The following is a 17,432-nucleotide window of genomic DNA, read 5'->3' as shown; positions in this document are numbered from 1 at the left end:
TCGGCTGAGTGTGGATTTCCCGCACTCCGTACATCGGAAGAGAAAATGACTCCACGGATCGGAACAGTCGAAAAGGATCGCGCTCTGGCGCTTCTCAACGAGCATCAGGCGGCCGGTCGCATCGATCTCCGGGAATTCGATCTGCGGGCTCAACAGATCACCGCCGCGGTCACCCAAGCGGACCTGGACGCCATCTTCGCGGACCTGCCGTCGCCCGCGGACGACCGACGCAACCCGTGGCTGGTCGCCACCGTCGCGTTGGGGATCACGTGTGTCCTGCTGATCGGCGCGGTGGTGGTACTGGCCACGCAGCGCTCGTCCGCCACGACGAGCGAAGTAGCGGCGCCTGTTTCCACCACCACGTCGCGGGCGAGTGCCGTTGCCGCCGCTCCGACCTCGTCTCGATCGGCCACGGCCACTTCGACTTCGACGACGACCTCGAGTTCCACTTCGGGCGCCCTGTCGGATGTGAGCACCGATGCGGTGCAGTACGTGATGGATTTCAAAGCACTGTCGGGAGGAAAGTACTCGGATCTCGATGTCGGGCCGAGCCAGGTGTCGGGGACCTCCTACAGTCGCTCTGTCTTGCTCGAGCCCTACCGCGAGCAGCTGGCGTTCGTCGAGTACGACCTGGGACGCAAGTTCACCAGGCTCGACGGAGTGCTGGGCATTCAGGACGATTCGACGCCCAGCGACATCGCTGTTCAGTTCCAGATCTACGCCGACGGAGCGCTGCTCACCGATGTGGTGGTGAAACTGGGTGCCACGGTGCCGGTCCATCTCGAATTCGACAAGCCGCTGCGCCTACGGCTTCAAGTGACCGATACGACCGGCGGTAACTGCGTCGGGGTCTTCGGAGATCTGCGCGCCACCCGATAGTCGTCGTCGGTAGTGTCAGCACTACCGGGTATCGGGGAGTCGGCAGGCTTCTCGTGGCAGGGCGTTCTCCCTAGTTTCATGGGATGCGGATGAAACTTGCGATGCTGGGGATGACGGTCTCGATAGCCACGTCGTGCGGCGTGGACACTTCGCCCGGTGCCACGGAAGCGGGCCGGGCGGAGATCACGGCCGCGCTGAACAGTGCGGTGCGCCAAGGCTATCCGGGAGCTCAGGCGGTGATCACCGACAAAAGTCATACCTGGACAGTCACCGCAGGTGTGGCCGACGTGGCCACCGGCAGGTCGTTTTCCGACGATGATCGGCTCCGGATTGCCAGCAACACCAAGCCGTTCGTCGCCACCGTGATGCTGCAGTTGGTGGCCGAGGGCAAGGTCGAGCTGGATGCGCCGGTGGAACGGTATCTGCCGGGCGTGGTGCACGGGCCGGGTATCGACGGCAATCGGATCACGATCCGAAACCTGTTGCAGCACACCAGCGGACTGCCCGAGTATGCGGCCGAGTTCGGGGCGCCGCCCAAGCCTGGCCAGGTCGCGGGCCTCACCGAGCAAGTCCGCTGGGGGATAACGGATATCGCCCAAGTGGTCCGCAACGCGCTCACCGCGCCAGCCGATTTCGAGCCCGGTGCGCAATGGGCATACTCCAACACGAACTATGCCATCGCCGGGATGGTGATCGAGCAGATCACCGGAAACCCGGTAGGCACTGAGGTCACCCATCGCATCATCGAGCCCCTCGGCTTGCGCAACACCTACTACCCGAGTCCTGATGAAGTCGACATCCGCGGCCCCCATCCGAAGGGGTACACCGAGATCGGTGGCGTACAAGTCGACTACACCAGCCAGAACGTCTCGTGGGCCGGCGCGGCCGGTGCGATGGTCGCCTCCGGCGCGGACCTGAACCATTTCTTCCTCGCCCTGTTGGACGGAAAGCTGCTCCCGTCCGCGCAATTGGCGGAGATGAAGAATGTCCGGCCTACCGGAGTGGACGGCACATGGGCCTACGGTCTCGGCCTGGCGCGAATCACGATGTCGTGCGGCAACGAGCTCTGGGGTCATACCGGCGGTCTGTCGGGCACCGTGACCTATGACGGCGTAGTCCTCACCACAGGCCGTGCCGTCACCATCGCCCTCAACCAGGACCTGATGGATGACCGCTACCAGGAAGGTTCGCGCGCTTTGGACGCTGCTGCCTGCTCGGCACCCTAGAGCCTGTGTCGAAGTCCTTTCCGGCCGGGTGCGGGACGGTCTGCTGTGGGCACCGGCACGAGATGCCCACAGCAGCACCATCACTCAGGCATCGACGGACACGGTGGCCGACCGGAGGTCGGGCAGGCCGAGGTTGTCTCGCAGGGTGGTTCCGGTGTACTCGGTGCGGAGGGCGCCGCGGTCTTGGAGCAGCGGGACCACGCGGTCGACGAATTCGTCCAGGCCGGTCGGGACGAGGTGGGAACCGAGGATGAAACCATCGGAGCCGTCGCTGCTGACGAAATCGTCGATCTTCTCCGCGACCCGGGCCGGTGTTCCGACGATCGGACCGCGCTCGAACTGGTCGATCACCGTTTCGCGCAGGGTCAGCTTCTTGGCCTCGGAGACCTCGCGCAACCGTTTGACCGTGGCGAAACGGTCCTGGTGCAGGAAGGCGCGGCCCTGGATGAACGGCGCCGCGTCGGGATCGGGCTCGATATCGGGGATCGGGCCCTCCGGGTCGTAGCCGGACAGGTCCCGGTTCCAGATCTGTTCGAGCAGGATCAGCGCGGTCTGTCCGGTGACCTGTTCGTTGCGGATGGCGTGGTACTTCTCGATCGCCTCGGCTTCGGTGTCGCCGAGGACGAAACTCGCCGACGGCAGGATCTTGATGTCGTCGGGCGAGCGCCCGGCCGCTACCGCGCGAGCCTTGATGTCGCGATAGAAGTCCGCGGCCTCGGGAAGCTTGCCGTAGGGGGAGAAGATGGCGTCGGCATTGGCCGCGGCGAAATCGCGTCCCTGTGGTGAGACGCCGGCTTGCAGGATCACCGGCCTGCCCTGCGGGCTGCGCGGCACCGTGAACCGGCCGGAGATGTCGAACTGCCGGCCACGGAACTCGAACGCACCGGCATCGGGCCGGGCCAGGAATCGCCCGCTGTCCTTATCGGCGACGATATCGTCGACGTTCCACGAATCCCACAGGGCTCGAACAGCATTCAATGTCTCCTCGGCCCGCACGTACCGGTCGGCCGGGTCGAGGAAGCCGCCACGCCGGAAGTTCTGTCCGGTGAACGCGTCGAAGGACGTGACCACGTTCCAGGCGGCGCGTCCGCCGGAGAGGTGATCGAGAGTGGCAAACTGCCGAGCGAGTTCGTAGGGCTCGTTGAACGTGGCGTTGATGGTGCCCGCGAGGCCGAGGTGCTCGGTGACCGAGGCGATGGCGGCCAGCACGCCGAAGGTGTCGGGACGGCCGATGATGTCCTGGTCGAAGATCTGGCCCGCACGTTCACGCAGGATGAGACCTTCGGCGAGGAAGAAGAAGTCGAACTTGCCGCGTTCGGCGGTGCGCGCGGTGTGTTCGAAGGAGCTGAAATCGATCTGGCTGCCTGCCTGCGGGTGCCACCAGGCGGTGTGATGGTTGACGCCGCCGAGGTAGGCGCCGAGGATGACCTGCTTGCGGGGTGTACTCATCGGTGGGACCTCACACTCTGGCGTAACGGTTGGGCACGGTGGTCGACAGACCGAGCAGTCCGCGCAGGGAACCCTCGGGATAGCTGGTGCGGAACAATCCGCGATGCTGCAGGGCGGGCACGAGTCGGCCCGCGATCGCGGCCAGGTCATCGACCGCGACACCGGGACGCAGCCGGAACCCGTCGACACCCTGGGCGTCCCAGTCGGCGAGCAGATCGGCGAGCTCCTCGGCGCTGCCGGTGAAAATGGCCGCGTCGGAGGAGAATTCGGCACCGGACTGGTCGTTGAGCCGGGCCAGGCGTTGCGCGCCGGTGTCCTCGTCGGAGTCGAGGAAGACGACCAGGTCGGCGTAGACCCGCAGCGGTTCGCCCACCCTGGTCGCGGCGGCGGTCGCGACCTGTCGCAGAATCTCGGCCGGTCCGTGCTCGCGTGTGGGTGTGACGAAGACGAGATCGGCTGCCGCGGCGGCGAATTCGTAGATGCGGGTGGCGTGGCCGAGTGCTGTGACCACCGGCTGACCTTGCGGTGGGCGCGGGGTGATGGCGGGACCGCGGACGCTGAAGAAGCGGCCTTCGAAGTCGATGTAGTGCAGTTTGTCGCGGTCGATGAAGCGGCGGGCGGCGACGTCGCGGATCTCGGCGCCGTCCTCCCAGCTGTCCCACAGGCGCCGCACCACCTCGACGGCGTCGGTGGCCTCTTCGAACAGTGCTTCGGCGTGTTCGGGGAGCTTGCCGGTCGCGATGATGTCGGCGAACTCGGCGGGCGTGGGGTCGGTGACCTCGCGGCGCCCGAAGTGCTGGGCTTCCTCGGCGCCTGCCGAGACTCGGACCTGCCAGCCCGCGCGGCCGCGGGAGGTGTAGTCGAGGGTGGCGATGGCGGTGGAGACGTGGAACGGCTCGGTGTGGGTGGTCGTCACCGTGGGGATGAGACCGAGGTGGCGGGTGATCGGGGCGAGCGTCGCGGCGATGAGATGCGCGTCGAGCCGGGCGCGGACCTGGTCTACGGCATCGTCGTCGCGGGTGTGCAGCGGACCGGGCACACGCAGGCTGTCCTCGATCGTGACGAAGTCGAGCAGACCACGCTCGGCGGTGCCGACCAGGTCGGCCCAGTATCGGGCGCTGAACAATTCGGTGGGCCGCGAGTTCGGTGCTCGCCAGGCGGCCGGGTGCCAGCCCGCGCCGTCGAGCGCGACACCCAGGTGCAGTGGGTTCGGTGCCATCGTCTGCCATTTCTGTTCGGTGAACGGTGCCTGGTGCAACACCCGATGGCGGGCACCGGGTTGTCGGGCGGATCCGAGCGGCGCGGTCGCAGTACGGGGCGCAGCGATGTCGGCAACGATCACCGGTGGTCAGCGGGGCGGCTGGGTGGATACGACCGGTCCGCTGCGGCGACGTCAACCATTGAATTCAGCCCGATCGACAGGAAATAGGCTGTCGCCCTGCGGATCGCTGATCGCCGCGCACCGATCGCGCGAGGATGGAGGAATGCCGCATCGTTGCCCGCGGCGGTGTCCACCGGCAGATCCTTGTTTGCTGACGCGTCGCACAGACTTCTCGCTCTGCGGGAATTTATCTCCGCTTGCCTCCTGTCCGCGCAGGTAGAGGCCGGTGCGGCTCGGTACACAGCGGGGGTAGACACAGGCATTCGCTCGCTGTGCGGGTCGATACTTTCGACGTGAACGCAGCGCACGACAACGCGAACGACGAATTCCTCGTCCGAGTGCGCGACTACGCCGAGCAGGTGTTGCGACCCGCCGCACTGTCGACGGACCGCACCGGGGTGCTCGCGGATCGGATCGACGAACTGGGCGGCCTCGGTCTGCTCAATCATCTCGCGCCCACAGAATTCGGTGGTCTCGCGATCGACCGCGACACCGACCGTCGCGTGCACGAGATCATCGCGGGCGCCTGCTTCAACACGTGGCTGGTCTGGGCACAGCACGCGCCGCTGGCCGGGCGCATCGCCGCGGCAGGTGCCCCGGTATCGGCGCTGGCCGCACAGATTCTGCGCGGTGAGCTGCTGCTCGGTGCCGGAGTCAGCGATGTGCGGCGGTTCCCCGATCACTATGTCGTGGCACGTAAGGCTGCCGATGGCTGGACCTTCGACGGCACCCTGTCCTGGGTCAGCGGGTGGGGCCTCAACTCGGCGCTGACGGTGGCCGCCGTAGAACCCGACACCGAAACCGTGGTCACCGCGCTCGTTCCGGTCGGGCCACGAACCCGCAGCACCGGACCGCTGGAACTCGGTGCGGTCGCGGGCAGCCGAACGGCCCGCGTGCACCTGGACGAAGTCTTCGTCCCCGACGAAAACGTTCTCACCACACAGAGTCTCGACCAAGCGCGCATCGACGACACCGGCACCGCGAGCGACGCGCGCGCCCACCACTTCGGCCTCGCCGAGACGATCCTGACCGAGCTGGAGCGCAGCACGGTGCCGCTGGCCGCCGATGTCGCGGCGACCTGGCGCCCACGCGTCGCCGAAATCCGTTCCACCGCGTACGCGCTCGCTGACGAAGCCACGGCCGCGGGCACCGGACCGCATCGCCTCGATGAGCGCCTGGCCACCAAAGTCGCCAGCGGAGAGGCACTCTCGGCGATCAGCCGCGCGCTGCTCATCGCCAGATCCGGCCGTGGCCTCAGCGGCGACGACACCGCGCAACTACACGCCCGCTCCGTCCTCTTCGTCCTGGTCCAGGGCCAGACCACCGATGTCCGTCGCGCCCAGCTCGCTGCGCTGGCCCGCTGATCACCACCGAACGGAACCACCGAACATGAGTCTCGAATTCCTCTGGTACATCCCCAATCAGGTCACGCCGGGTCACCGCGGCGAGCCCGTGGCCGCCGATCACAACAGCCTGGACACCTTGACCACGCAGGCGAAGGTGCTGGAGGCACACGGTTGGAAGGGCGCGCTGCTCGGTACCGGCTGGGGCCGCCCCGACACCCTCACCGTCGCCGCGGCGCTGGCGGCGCGGACCGAGTCCTTCGAGCCGCTCATCGCGATCCGGCCCGGCTATTGGCGCCCAGCGAACTTCGCCTCCGCCGCGGCCACCCTCGATCACCTCTCCGGTGGTCGGGTGCGAGTGAACATCGTCTCCGGCAAGGACGATCTGGCCGCCTACGGTGACAGCGAGGGCGACCAGGCCGACCGCTACGCCCGCACCAAGGAGTTCCTCCAGCTCGTCCGCAAGCTGTGGACCGAGGAGAACGTCACCTACCGCGGCGAGCACTTCCAGATCACCGACTCCACGGTGGTGCCCCGCATCGAACCGCGAGGCGACCGCCGTCATCCGACCCTGTACTTCGGTGGCGCCTCCGAGGCCGCGGAACGGGTCGCCGCGACCGAGGCAGATGTCCAGTTGTTCTGGGGTGAGCCGCTGGAAGGGGTACGTGAGCGCATCGAACGATTGCGCGCGCTGAGCGCCGAACTGGGCCGGGAGCACGCGCCGCTCGAATTCGGCTTGCGCATCACGACTTTCGTCCGCGACACCACCGAGCAGGCGTGGGCCGATGCCGAGGCGAAGGTCGCGGAGATGGCGAAGAACAGCCAGAGTGGGTCGAATCCGCACCGTCGCACCGCCGTCGGTCAACAGCGTCTGCTCGACCTCGCCGCACGCGGCGAGGTGCTCGACGACAATCTCTACACCGCGCCGGGCAAACACGGTGGGGGCGGCGCGGGTACCACCTGGCTGGTCGGTTCCGCCGAGGATGTCGCCAAGTCGCTGCGCAAATACCGCGATCTCGGCATCACCCACTTCGTGCTGTCCGACACCCCGTACCTTCGCGAGATCGAGCGTCAGGGTTCCCAGCTGCTGCCGTTGCTCGGGGAGTGAGTGCCGCCGCCGTCCTGACCGTCGACCCGGTGCGCAGTCGACGGTTCCGGCTCATCGCGGTCTTCGCGGTGACCCAGACCGTCGGCTACGGCGCGATGATCCAGGCCTTCACCGTGCTGCTAGTCCCGATGTCGCAGGCCCTGGCGGTCTCACGCACCGAAATCGCGGCCGCTGCCACCATTTCCACGCTGATCGGGGCGTTGGCCGCGGTGCCGGTGGGCAATCTGCTCGACCGCTACGGTGGGCGGGCGTTGATGACGGCGGGCTCGGCGCTCGGCGTCGGCGCGGTTCTGCTGTGGTCGCAGGCGCAGAGCCTGGCCCAGCTGTACGCGGCGTTCACACTGATCGGGCTGGCACTGGCCACCTCCACCTACGAGGCCGCGTTCGCCGTTCTCGTGGTGGCCACCGAGCCGGAACACCGGGATTCGGCGATCGTCGCGGTGACCACGGTCGTCGGACTGGCCACCAGCCTGTACTACTTCTTCGCGGGCTGGCTCGAAACGCAACTCGGTTGGCGCACAACACTGATGGTGCTGGCGATCGGTTTCGCGGTGATCGTGGTGCCCGCGCACCTGTGGGCGGTGCCGGGCCGGGCAGCGCACACCAGCCGGGTCGCGCAACGCACCGGCGTCCGCCTCGGTGACGCGCTCCGCGACCGCAAATTCTGGTTGCTGGTGGTCTCTTTCGTCGCCCAGAGCGGGTCCACGTCGGCCTTTCTGCTGATGATGGTCACCTACTTCCGCGACATCGGCTATTCGCCCGTGTCCGCCGCCGCCCTCCCGATCGCCGTCGGCGTCACCCAGATCGCCGCCCGCCTGGCCCTGGCCCCGTTGGCTCGCCGCTTCGGGATGACCAGCGTGACAGGGGTTTCCTTCGCCCTCCAGGGGGCGGGATTGCTGGCGCTACCGCTGGCAGGCACCTCACTGCCGCTCACGCTGGCCTGCATCGTCGCCTTCAGCACCGGCTACGGCACCAGCGTGATCGCGCGCCCGTCGATCGTCGCCGACAGTTTCGGCGTCCCCCAGTTCGCCGGGATCCTCGCCGTGATGACGGTCCCGATCGCGCTGTCGCGTGCGGGCGCTCCCTTGGCCGCCACCTGGCTCGGTGACTGGCGATTCCTGGTTGTCATCGGGCTCGCCGCCCTTCTCGCCGCGATCGCGCTGATTCCCCTGTCGCGCACACCGCCGGTAGACCACCCACCGGTTCCGCCTCAGGACGCGGTCACCGGGCCCAACTGCGGCGCGACCCCGTAACGGACCGGCAGCGAAACGGCCGCCCCGCTCGAAGGTGAGTGGGGCGGCCGTTGGACTGCGGTGATTACGCGGGCAGGCTTTCCGCCGCGCGGTCCCCCGGGAAGGGGAGACCGAAGCGGGCGCGCAATGTCGGCGCGGAGTAATCCTTTTGGAACAGAGCGCGCTCCTGAAGGATCGGCACCACCAGGGTCGCGAAATTCTCCAGGTCGACGGCGGTCTCGGCGGGCATGATGGTGAAACCGTCGGCGGTGCCCGCGTCGAACCAGGACGCGAGATCGTCGGCGACCTGCTCGGCCGAGCCGACCAGGAGGCGGTGGCCGGAGCCGCCGGCGCCCTGCTGGATCAACTCGCGCGGAGTACGCGGTCCCTCCGCGATGAGCGCGCGGGTGGAGATGCTGAACCCCGTCGAGAACGCACCGGCCGGAACGGCATCGGGAAGATCGTCGACGCTGATCGGATCATCGGGGCCGAAAGAGTCCGCGGGCAGGCCGAGGTTACCCAGCAGTGCGGTGGTGAGCCGTTCGATCGGCAGCAGATCGTAGAGCTCCTGCTCGCGCCGACGCGCCTCGTCCTCAGTCGCCGCGACCAGCACCACCACGCCGAGCGAGATCTTCACATCGTCGCGATGACGACCGGCCGCGGCCGCGCGCTGCCGGATGTCGTTGCGGAACGCGACCGCCTTTGCCTTGGTCTGGGCGACGGTGAACACGACATCGGCGAAGTCACCCGCCAACTTGAGCCCGCCCTCGGACCCGCCGGCCTGCACGACCACCGGTCGACCCTGCGGGCCCGGAGCCACCGGCAGCGGCCCGGCGACCGAGAAGAACTCGCCCTCGTGATCGATGCGATGGATCTTGCCGGTGTCGGCGTAGCGACCGGTCGACTTGTCCGCGATCAGCCAGTCCGGCTCCCAGCTGTCCCACAGCCGGGTGACCACGTCGAGAAACTCCCACGCCCGCCGATACCTGGTCTCCTTCTCCGGATGATCGGTCAGGCCGAAGTTCGCTGCGGCAGCCGGTGTTCCGGTGGTCACGATATTGACCGCCGCCCGCCCCTTCGTCACGTGATCGAGCGCCTGGAACCGCCGCGCGAGGTTGTAGGGGGAGTTGTAGGTGGTCGAGGAGGTGATCACGACACCGAGGTGCTCGGTCACCGCCGCGACACTGCCGAGCAGCACGAGCGGATCGATCCCGGTGCCGGGCGCCTCCTCGATCTCCCCGCGCAGGGCCGGGCCGTCCCCGAGGAAGACCGCGTCGATCTTGGCGGCCTCGGCGATCTTCGCCAGACGCTGGAAGTAGTCGATGTCGAGGTAGGCGAGCGGGTCGGCATGATCGAGTCGCCAAGCCTGACGGAAGTGTCCCGGTGTCATCAGGGACAGGTTCAAGTGGAATCCGGACATGGTCGGTGCCTTCTGGTGCGGTCGGTGAGACAGGAGACGCCGATGACGTGAGCGGACTCGGCCACGTCATCGGCGTCGTGTTCGGGTAGGAATCAGAGCTTCAGGCCGGTGCCGTGGACACCGTGCTCCTCGATGAGGGCGAGCTCCTCGGCGGTGAAGTCGGGGAAGTCCAGTGCGGCGGTGTTGTGGTCGAGCTGGGCCACCGTACTCGCCCCGATCAGTGCCGAGGTGACTTCGGGACGGCGCAGCACCCACTGCAACGCCAGCTGGGCCAGCGACTGCCCGCGCGCGGCGGCGATCTTGTTCAGCTCGGCGGTGCGCTGCCGGTAGGTCTCGTCGATGACATCGGGGGACAGGAACGTGCTGTTCTGCGCGCGAGCACCCTCGGGGATGGTCTCGAGGTACTTGTCGGTGAGCAGGCCCTGGGCCAGCGGCGAGTAGACGATCACGCCGAACCCGTCCTGGGTCGCGGTGTCGAGCAGACCGTTCTGCTCGGGGCGGCGATCGTAGATCGAGTAGCGGGCCTGGTGGATCAGCAACGGGACACCGGCGGCGCGCAGCTGCTCGGCGATCTCGTGGGTGCGGTCGGGCTGGTAGTTGGAGATGCCGACATAGAGCGCCTTGCCCTGCTGCACCGCGCTGACCAGCGCGCCCACGGTCTCCTCGAGCGGAGTGTCGAGGTCGGGGCTGTGGTGGTAGAAGATGTCGACGTAGTCGGTGCCGAGATCGCGCAGGCTGTGCTCGAGGGAGTTCAGGATCGACTTGCGGGAACCGCCGCGCAGGTACGGGCTCGGCCCGATCGCGTTGCCCGCCTTGGTGGACAGCACGATCTCGTCGCGGTACGGCGCGAGGTCCTTGGCGAGCACCCGGCCGAAGTTCTTCTGCGCGGCGCGGTGCGGGGGACCGTAGCGGTCGGCGTTGTCGAAGTGGGTGATGCCCAGATCGAAGGCGTGCAGGATGATCTCGCGCTGCGTGGCGAAGGCGTAATCGGTGCCGAACTTCTGCCACAGCCCGAAGGAGAACGCGGGCAGGTCGAGGCCGGAGGTACCGGTTCGCCGGTACGGGACCTTCTCGTAGCGGTCTTCCGCGGCGGTGTAGGTGCGGTCGAAGGGGCCGTAGCTCATCAGGGATCTTTCTCTCGGTGGATCAGAACAGACCGGTGGTCGGGGGTTGTTCGCCCGTCAAGTGAAACGCGCCTGCGACGGCTTGCTTCCATTGGCGGGGGTTGTGGTTGGCGGCGGTGCGGGCATTGCGCCAGTGCCGGTCGAAGCCGAGGGCGCGGTCGGTGATCGACCCGCCACCCACGTCGAAGACGAGTTCGGCTGCGGCGAGCGCGGATTCGATGGCGATCACGCCCGCCTGGGCCACCTCGACCGCCGCCGCCGCACCCGCGGCTCTGGCATCGTCGCCGGTGCGCCCGCGGACACCTTCGAGGGTTTCGGCGGCCAGCAGGACTACCGCGCGCGCCGCCTGGGCGCGGGCGGCGATCTCGCCGACGGTCTGGCGGACATAGGGATCGTCGAGGCTGCTGGTAGCGGTGCTGTGTTTGATCGGGCGGGCCTTCTCCCGCACGTAGGCGACGGCGTCGTCCCGGGCTCGCGCGGCGATACCCGCCTGCACGGCGGCCAGATACAGCTGGGCGTAGGAGCCCTGCCACGGATTGTCGGGTTCGGTCGCCGGCGCCGGGGTGATCTCGTCGGCGCTCACTCGCACCCCGGTGAACCGGGTGGTCCCGCTGGCGGTGAGGCGCTGGCCGACCGCGTCGAAGTCGTCGAGTCGTCGCACCCCCGCGCGATCCACAGGCACGGTGAACCGCAGCACGGTCCCGTCCTCGGTCTGTGCCTGCGTGGAGAACCAGTTCGCGTACAGCCCACCGGTCGAGTAGTACTTTTCGCCGTCGATCACCCAGTCCACGCCGTCAGGGCGGGCGGTCGCGTTGACCTGCCCGCTGGCACCGCCCGTGCGTTCATTGCTGGTGCCCGCGAACAGGTCTCGGTCGCGTAGCCGTTGCAGCGTCTGCTCCCGGTGCGGCAGGTCAGGTCTGCCCGCCACCTGGTTCGCGGTCAGAAAACTGCTCCGCAATGCCTGCGCCACACTGGAATCGGCCCGCGCGATCTCGATCACCAGGTCGGTGACCTCGCGCAGCGACCCGCCCGCCCCGCCCTCTGCGGTGGCGATGCCGGTCAAGGCGATCCCTGTCTCGGCGAGCGCGCGCACCTGTGCGAAGGCGTAGTCGCGGTCGATCTCGCGTTGCCGCGCCGTCTCGGCGAGCTGCCGCAGGATCGGCGCCGCGGCGGCTCGGATGCCCGCCACCGTGAGCGGATGGTCGGGCCTTGCCGACGGGGAACGCTGTGGTGTCCCTGCGATTTCGGTCTCCGGCGCGGTGCCCTGGGTCGGGCCGATCGGCAGGCTACCGCTGCTGATACCCGGCACGGCGTCGAGTACCGGGAGAGAGGACGCGGCCGGTGCTGAACCGGTCGCGCCGGGTTCGAACAGGGGCGCCGATTGGTCGACGGCGGTCATCGCGCGCCGTTCTGCGCGGCGTCGGCTGCCGCGGTCGCCTCGCCGTTGGTCGCGGCGACGGTGGCGTCCGGTGTGACCACCGAGGGGCGCTGCCGGTAGTAGCCCGGCACCGGCGCGTTGCCGTTGACAAGGAAGTCGCCGAGCACGCGCGGCTTGTAGATGACCGGGTTGTGCGAGGCGAGGGTGCGGGCATTGCGCCAATGCCGGTCCAGATGCACGCTGTTGCGGATCGTGGAGGACCCGCCCGCGTCGAAAGCCCTTGTCGCGGCATCGAGTACGGCCTCGATCACCGCGATCTGCGCGGCGGAGGCATCGAGGTAGGCCCGGGTGTAGGCGGCCTCGTTCCCGGCGGCGTGCGCGGCCTCGAGCTGCTCGGCGGTGTGCCGCAGCAGGGTTTCGGCGGTGAGCCTGCGGGCTTCGAGCAGGCCGATCACCGACAGGATGTCGGGATCTTCGGTGGCGTGTTGGGTGAGCGCGTGCAGGCTGGTGCGGGTGCGACCGCGCACGATCTCCGCCGTCTCGGCGACGATGCTGCGCGCGATCCCGGTCAGATTCGCCAGGTGCACGATCTGGACGAAGGAATCCAGACCGCGCAAGGACTCCTTGTACCGGCCGATATCGCCGTGCTCCTCGACCGGCACATCCTCGAAATAGGTCGTGCCGCTGCCGGTTTGACGCTGACCGATGCCGTCCCAGTCGTCGGCGTGGGTGACGCCGGGGTGCCGGGCCGGGATCACCACGAAACCGCGGGTGCCCTCATCGTCGACCACGGCCGCGCGGATGTAGTCGGCGAATCGCGCGCCTGTCGAGTAGAACTTGGTGCCCGAGACCACGCGCACGCCGTCCTCGCCCACCCGGGCGCGCGTGGTGGTCACGCCCCAGCCCGCGGATTCGCCCACCGCTTCGGCGACCAGCGCCGAGGGCTCGGACTGCGCGTTGCCGAACACCGCGCCCGCACCGATCGCCCGGAACCAGTGCTCGCGCACCACCGGATCGGTTTCGGCGCGCAGGATCTCGGTGGTGGTGAAATGCCCGCGCCAGATCTGCGGAATATTGGAATCGGCCTGCCCCGCCTCGGCCAGCAGCCCGAACAGCGTCGGCAGGTCGACGTCGAAACCGCCGTACTCCACCGGCACCCGCAATCGGCCGAAGCCCGCGTCGGCCAGCGCCTGGATCAGCGCGTCGGGGTGCTCGAAGGCGAGGTCGCGCTCGCCCGTGCCGGGGACGAACTCGGTCAGGATGGACCGGATGCGGGGGAGTGCCTCGGCCAGGGTGGCGGGCGCGATGGTGGTGGTCATGACAGTCCTCCGATGAGGTCGCGGCCGGCGATCGCGTCGAGCAGACGCACGGTGTAATCGTCGGCGGGAGAGGAGAAGACCTGGTCCACGGTGCCTTGTTCGACGATGCGGCCTTCGCGCATCACCGCGACGCGATCGGAGATCGCACGCACCACGGCCAGGTCGTGAGAGATGAAGACGTAGGTGAGCCCGCGTTCTTCCTGCAGGCCGCGCAGCAGGTCGAGGATCTGCGCCGCGACCGAGACGTCCAGCGCCGAGATGGGCTCGTCGAGCACGATCACCTTCGGCTCGAGCACCAGCGCGCGAGCGATGGCCACCCGCTGACGTTGCCCGCCCGACAATTCGCGCGGATGCCGGTCGACGAAATCGGCGGGCAGGGCGGCGGCCTCGAGCGCGGCCACCACCCGATCCCGATTCGGCCTGCCGCGGCGCAGCCCACGGCGCGGCTCGAACGAGCGCAGCGGCTCGTCCACCACGTCGTAGACGTCGAAGCGCGGATCGAACGAGGAATACGGGTTCTGGTACACGATCTGCACGTCGCGGCGCAGCGGACGGAACTCCCGGCGGCTCAGCCGGGTGATGTCGGTACCGAGCAGCGCGACCCGACCCGAGTCCGCTTCGGTGAGCCCGGTCAGTACCCGCGCCGTCGTCGACTTCCCGCTGCCGGATTCGCCCACGATGGAAAAGGTTTCGCCGCGTCGCACCCGGAACGAGATGCCGTCGACGGCGGGTACGCCGCCGTAGTCCTTGCGCAGCTCGTCGACCTCGATGACCGTTTCGGTGCCGACCGCGACCGGCGTGCGCTCCCGTACCCACCGCCGCCGCGACGGCACGCTGTCGAGCAGTCGCCGGGTGTAGGCGTGCTGCGGGTCGGCGACCAGCTGCGCGGTCGGCCCGAACTCGACCAGCTCGCCCTGGTGCAGCACGCCGATCAGGTCGGAGCGATCGGCGGCCACGCCGAGATCGTGGGTCACCAGCACCACGCTGGTCCCCGTGCGCAGCCGGACCTCGTCGAGCAGGTCGAGCACCTGTTGCTGCACCGTCGCGTCCAGCGCCGAGGTCGGCTCGTCGGCGATGATCAGATCCGGTTCGGCCGCGACCGCGGCGGCGATGAGCACCCGCTGGCGCATCCCGCCCGAGAGTTCGTGCGGGTACTGGCGATAGCGGCGCTCGACATCGGTGAAGCCGACCAGTTCGAACAGTTCGTGCACGCGTTCGCGGCGAGCGTCGGCATCGAGCTCGGTGTGCAGCCGCAGCACATCCTCGACCTGGTGTCCGACCCGGCGCACCGGGTCGAGCGAGACCGTCGGATCCTGGGGGATCAGGCTGATCGCGCGCCCCCGGATCGAGCGCCACCCTTTCGCGCTCAGCTCGGTGAGGACTTGGTCGCGGAAGGTGATGGTGCCGCCGGTGACCTCGCCGTTGCCGGGGAGCAGCCCGAGCACGGCGTGGGCGGTGGTGGTCTTGCCCGAACCGGACTCGCCGACCAGCGCCAGCACGGTGCCGGGCGGGACGTCGAAGGAGACGTCGCGCACCACCGGGGAGACCCGGTCGTCCACCCGGTAGCCGACGCGCAGGTTCGCTACGCGCAGCACCGGCCGCACCTCGACTGCTTGTGTAGGCGTTGATATTTCGTGGACGACGCTCATGCGGAGCCCCTCCTGGAGAGATGGCGCGACAGGTGATTGGTCGCCAGCACCATCGCCACGATGGTGAGCCCCGGCCACAGCGTCAGCCAGCCGCGCGTGGCGATGTAGTTGCGCCCGTCGGAGACCAGCCGGCCCCATTCCGGGTCCGGCGGCTGCGCACCGAGCCCGAGGAAGCTCAGCGAGGCGATCCAGATGATCGCGATGCCGAACTGCACGGTGACCAGCGAGACGGTCGGCGCGATCGAATTGGGGATCACGTGTCGCAGGAGAATCGCGCCGGTCGAGGCCCCGCTGGTGGTGGCCGCCTCGACGTAGGTGCTCGTGCGGGCCTTGACCACCTCCGAGCGGATGAGTCGCGCGAAGGTCGCCGACGAGGTGAGCCCGACCGCGATCCCCGCCTGCCACACGCCGAAACCGAGCAGCACCACGATGGTGATGGCCAGCAGGAAGCCAGGAATCGACAGCACCACGTCGATGAGCCGCATCACCGCGCTGTCGGGGAACCCGGCGAACCAGCCGGCCACCGCGCCGAGCAGGGAGCCGACGAGCACACCGACACCGACGGCGATCGCCGAACCAAGGAGTGAGGGCCGCGCGCCGTAGACGATGCGCGCGTAGAGATCCCGGCCGAGCTGATCGGTGCCGAACCAGTGTTCGCCCGAGGGCGGCTTCAGCTTCTGGGCCGGATTCACCGCGAGCGGGTCGTAGCCGGTGAACAGCTGCGGCACGATCGCCCACGCCAGGATGGTGACGACCACCAGCAATGCCAGCGCGACCGTCCAGTGCCGACGGGTCCATCGCAGCGCGGACCATGCCCGAACCGTAGGTTTCGTCGAATCAGGCTGGGCCGGAACAGCTTCGATCTTTTCGAGTGTCGTCATGGCATCGCCACTTCGGCAGGCAGTCGACGCGGCACCGCCGCGACGACCGGAACGGAGACGGTGGCCTGCTTGCGTACGGCCGACCGCGACCGGGTGACCCGGTGCGTGCGCCCGTCCACCAGCACCCGCGGATCGATGAACGGATAGGCCAGGTCCACCGCGAGATTCACCAGCACATAGGCCAGCGTCGAGAGCAACACCACGCCCTGCACCACCGGCAGGTCCTGGGTGTCGACCGCGCCGACGGTGAGCTGGCCGATGCCCTGACGCGCGTACACGGACTCGGTCACCACCGCACCGGCGATCAGCTCACCGAAGGCCAGCCCGAGCAGCGTGAGCACCGGCAGCGACGAATTGCGCAGCACATCCTTGCGGAAGATGTAGCCCTCACCCGCGCCCCTGGCCGCCACCACGTGCACGAACGATCGCTGCCGGGTGGTGCGCACCGAGGTGGCGAACACCTGGGCCAGTGGTGCGGCCACGATCAGCCCCAATGTCGCGGCGGGTGCGATGAGCGCGAGCACCGTGCCGTCGTCGACCGAGGGGATCAGGTGCCAGCGGAACGAAAGATATTGCAGCACCAGCACACCGACCACGAAGGTGGGAACCGAGGCGAACAGCGCAGGCGCGGAATCGAAGACGCCGCGCAGCCACGTCCACGGCGCGTAGTTGGCTGCCACCGCGACGACACCGGCGAAGATCAGCCCGAACACCAGGCCGAGTCCGGTCAGGGTCAGTGTCGAGGGCAGCGCCTCGGTGACCGCGTGCGTCACCGGCCTTCCCGAGGTGAGCGAGAAACCGAGGTCACCGTGCAGCAGGGCCCACAGCGCGTGCAGGTACTGCTCCCAGACCGGCCGGTCGAGCCCGTAGAACTCGAGCATCAACCGGCCCGCCTCCGGCGTGATCTGCGCCTCCGGGTTCTGGATGCGGTTGTTCACCGAATCCCCGGGCAGCGCGCTGAGCAAGATGAACGACAGGGTGTAGGCGGCCCAGAGGACCAGTACCGCCTGTACCAGCCGCCGCAGAACGTAGATGCGCATCGC

General features: G+C 68.5%; 14 protein-coding genes. 5 read left to right on the top strand and 9 right to left on the bottom strand.

Going from position 1 to position 17,432, the window contains the following annotated elements:
- Nucleotides 1-45 precede the first annotated feature (45 nt).
- A complete protein-coding gene (locus ACFVVI_RS32410; RefSeq protein WP_387448258.1) occupies nucleotides 46-879 on the top strand; it encodes a DUF1707 domain-containing protein in 834 nt (277 codons plus the stop codon).
- Between the two features lie 83 nt (nucleotides 880-962).
- Nucleotides 963-2,105, top strand: coding sequence for a serine hydrolase domain-containing protein (locus tag ACFVVI_RS32405; RefSeq protein ID WP_387448256.1), 1,143 nt, complete (start codon nucleotides 963-965; stop codon nucleotides 2,103-2,105).
- Between the two features lie 84 nt (nucleotides 2,106-2,189).
- On the opposite strand, the gene ACFVVI_RS32400 is transcribed toward ACFVVI_RS32405, so the two are convergent.
- Together ACFVVI_RS32400 and ACFVVI_RS32395 are read right to left on the bottom strand one after the other, a co-directional pair.
- Nucleotides 2,190-3,554, bottom strand: coding sequence for an NtaA/DmoA family FMN-dependent monooxygenase (locus ACFVVI_RS32400; RefSeq protein WP_378990333.1), 1,365 nt, complete (start codon nucleotides 3,552-3,554; stop codon nucleotides 2,190-2,192).
- Nucleotides 3,555-3,564: 10 nt separating this feature from the next.
- On the bottom strand, nucleotides 3,565-4,773 hold the full coding sequence (locus ACFVVI_RS32395; RefSeq protein ID WP_378990332.1) for an LLM class flavin-dependent oxidoreductase: 1,209 nt from the start codon (nucleotides 4,771-4,773) through the stop codon (nucleotides 3,565-3,567).
- 455 nt (nucleotides 4,774-5,228) lie between these two features.
- On the opposite strand from ACFVVI_RS32395, the gene ACFVVI_RS32390 reads away from it, so the two are divergent.
- Genes ACFVVI_RS32390 through ACFVVI_RS32380 form a run of 3 tightly spaced genes read left to right on the top strand, consistent with a single transcriptional unit; the run spans nucleotide 5,229 to nucleotide 8,639 of the window.
- On the top strand, nucleotides 5,229-6,299 hold the full coding sequence (locus ACFVVI_RS32390) for an acyl-CoA dehydrogenase family protein (protein ID WP_387448253.1): 1,071 nt from the start codon (nucleotides 5,229-5,231) through the stop codon (nucleotides 6,297-6,299).
- A 25-nt stretch (nucleotides 6,300-6,324) separates the two neighbouring features.
- Nucleotides 6,325-7,386 (top strand): LLM class flavin-dependent oxidoreductase, encoded by a 1,062-nt coding sequence (locus ACFVVI_RS32385; protein WP_387448251.1) that lies wholly within the window; start codon nucleotides 6,325-6,327, stop codon nucleotides 7,384-7,386.
- Nucleotides 7,383-8,639, top strand: a complete 1,257-nt coding sequence (locus ACFVVI_RS32380; protein WP_387448249.1) for an MFS transporter — start codon at nucleotides 7,383-7,385, stop codon at nucleotides 8,637-8,639. Before ACFVVI_RS32385 ends, ACFVVI_RS32380 begins: the two co-directional genes overlap by 4 nt.
- Before the next feature lie 64 nt (nucleotides 8,640-8,703).
- On the opposite strand, the gene ACFVVI_RS32375 is transcribed toward ACFVVI_RS32380, so the two are convergent.
- The 7 genes from ACFVVI_RS32375 to ACFVVI_RS32345 form a co-directional block, all read right to left on the bottom strand.
- Complete coding sequence (locus ACFVVI_RS32375; protein WP_387448247.1) at nucleotides 8,704-10,038, bottom strand: NtaA/DmoA family FMN-dependent monooxygenase; 1,335 nt, start codon at nucleotides 10,036-10,038, stop codon at nucleotides 8,704-8,706.
- Between the two features lie 92 nt (nucleotides 10,039-10,130).
- Nucleotides 10,131-11,162, bottom strand: a complete 1,032-nt coding sequence (locus tag ACFVVI_RS32370) for an aldo/keto reductase (RefSeq protein WP_387448245.1) — start codon at nucleotides 11,160-11,162, stop codon at nucleotides 10,131-10,133.
- Between the two features lie 22 nt (nucleotides 11,163-11,184).
- The gene (locus ACFVVI_RS32365; RefSeq protein WP_387448243.1) at nucleotides 11,185-12,561 is read right to left on the bottom strand and encodes an acyl-CoA dehydrogenase family protein; all 1,377 of its coding nucleotides are present in this window, start codon (nucleotides 12,559-12,561) and stop codon (nucleotides 11,185-11,187) included.
- Complete coding sequence (locus ACFVVI_RS32360; RefSeq protein ID WP_387448241.1) at nucleotides 12,558-13,859, bottom strand: acyl-CoA dehydrogenase family protein; 1,302 nt, start codon at nucleotides 13,857-13,859, stop codon at nucleotides 12,558-12,560. The genes ACFVVI_RS32365 and ACFVVI_RS32360 overlap by 4 nt, the downstream gene beginning before the upstream one ends.
- A complete protein-coding gene (locus ACFVVI_RS32355) occupies nucleotides 13,856-15,508 on the bottom strand; it encodes a dipeptide ABC transporter ATP-binding protein (RefSeq protein WP_387448239.1) in 1,653 nt (550 codons plus the stop codon). Before ACFVVI_RS32355 ends, ACFVVI_RS32360 begins: the two co-directional genes overlap by 4 nt.
- Nucleotides 15,505-16,389 (bottom strand): ABC transporter permease, encoded by an 885-nt coding sequence (locus tag ACFVVI_RS32350; protein ID WP_387448237.1) that lies wholly within the window; start codon nucleotides 16,387-16,389, stop codon nucleotides 15,505-15,507. Before ACFVVI_RS32350 ends, ACFVVI_RS32355 begins: the two co-directional genes overlap by 4 nt.
- Nucleotides 16,386-17,429, bottom strand: a complete 1,044-nt coding sequence (locus ACFVVI_RS32345; protein ID WP_387448235.1) for an ABC transporter permease — start codon at nucleotides 17,427-17,429, stop codon at nucleotides 16,386-16,388. The genes ACFVVI_RS32350 and ACFVVI_RS32345 overlap by 4 nt, the downstream gene beginning before the upstream one ends.
- Between the last annotated feature and the right edge of the window lie 3 nt (nucleotides 17,430-17,432).

The organism is Nocardia sp. NPDC058114, from assembly GCF_042884695.1.
In the GTDB taxonomy this organism is placed as follows: Bacteria; Actinomycetota; Actinomycetes; order Mycobacteriales; family Mycobacteriaceae; genus Nocardia.
This window is presented reverse-complemented; position numbering and strand designations above follow the sequence as displayed.

Bases quoted from the DNA above. Each gene is read 5' to 3' on its own strand.
- ACFVVI_RS32410 (WP_387448258.1), top strand. From the start codon at position 46: ATGACTCCACGGATCGGAACAGTCGAAAAGGATCGCGCTCTGGCGCTT.
- ACFVVI_RS32405 (WP_387448256.1), top strand. From the start codon at position 963: ATGCGGATGAAACTTGCGATGCTGGGGATGACGGTCTCGATAGCCACG.
- ACFVVI_RS32400 (WP_378990333.1), bottom strand. From the start codon at position 3,554: ATGAGTACACCCCGCAAGCAGGTCATCCTCGGCGCCTACCTCGGCGGC.
- ACFVVI_RS32395 (WP_378990332.1), bottom strand. From the start codon at position 4,773: ATGGCACCGAACCCACTGCACCTGGGTGTCGCGCTCGACGGCGCGGGC.
- ACFVVI_RS32385 (WP_387448251.1), top strand. From the start codon at position 6,325: ATGAGTCTCGAATTCCTCTGGTACATCCCCAATCAGGTCACGCCGGGT.
- ACFVVI_RS32375 (WP_387448247.1), bottom strand. From the start codon at position 10,038: ATGTCCGGATTCCACTTGAACCTGTCCCTGATGACACCGGGACACTTC.
- ACFVVI_RS32370 (WP_387448245.1), bottom strand. From the start codon at position 11,162: ATGAGCTACGGCCCCTTCGACCGCACCTACACCGCCGCGGAAGACCGC.
- ACFVVI_RS32365 (WP_387448243.1), bottom strand. From the start codon at position 12,561: ATGACCGCCGTCGACCAATCGGCGCCCCTGTTCGAACCCGGCGCGACC.
- ACFVVI_RS32360 (WP_387448241.1), bottom strand. From the start codon at position 13,859: ATGACCACCACCATCGCGCCCGCCACCCTGGCCGAGGCACTCCCCCGC.
- ACFVVI_RS32355 (WP_387448239.1), bottom strand. From the start codon at position 15,508: ATGAGCGTCGTCCACGAAATATCAACGCCTACACAAGCAGTCGAGGTG.
- ACFVVI_RS32350 (WP_387448237.1), bottom strand. From the start codon at position 16,389: ATGACGACACTCGAAAAGATCGAAGCTGTTCCGGCCCAGCCTGATTCG.
- ACFVVI_RS32345 (WP_387448235.1), bottom strand. From the start codon at position 17,429: ATGCGCATCTACGTTCTGCGGCGGCTGGTACAGGCGGTACTGGTCCTC.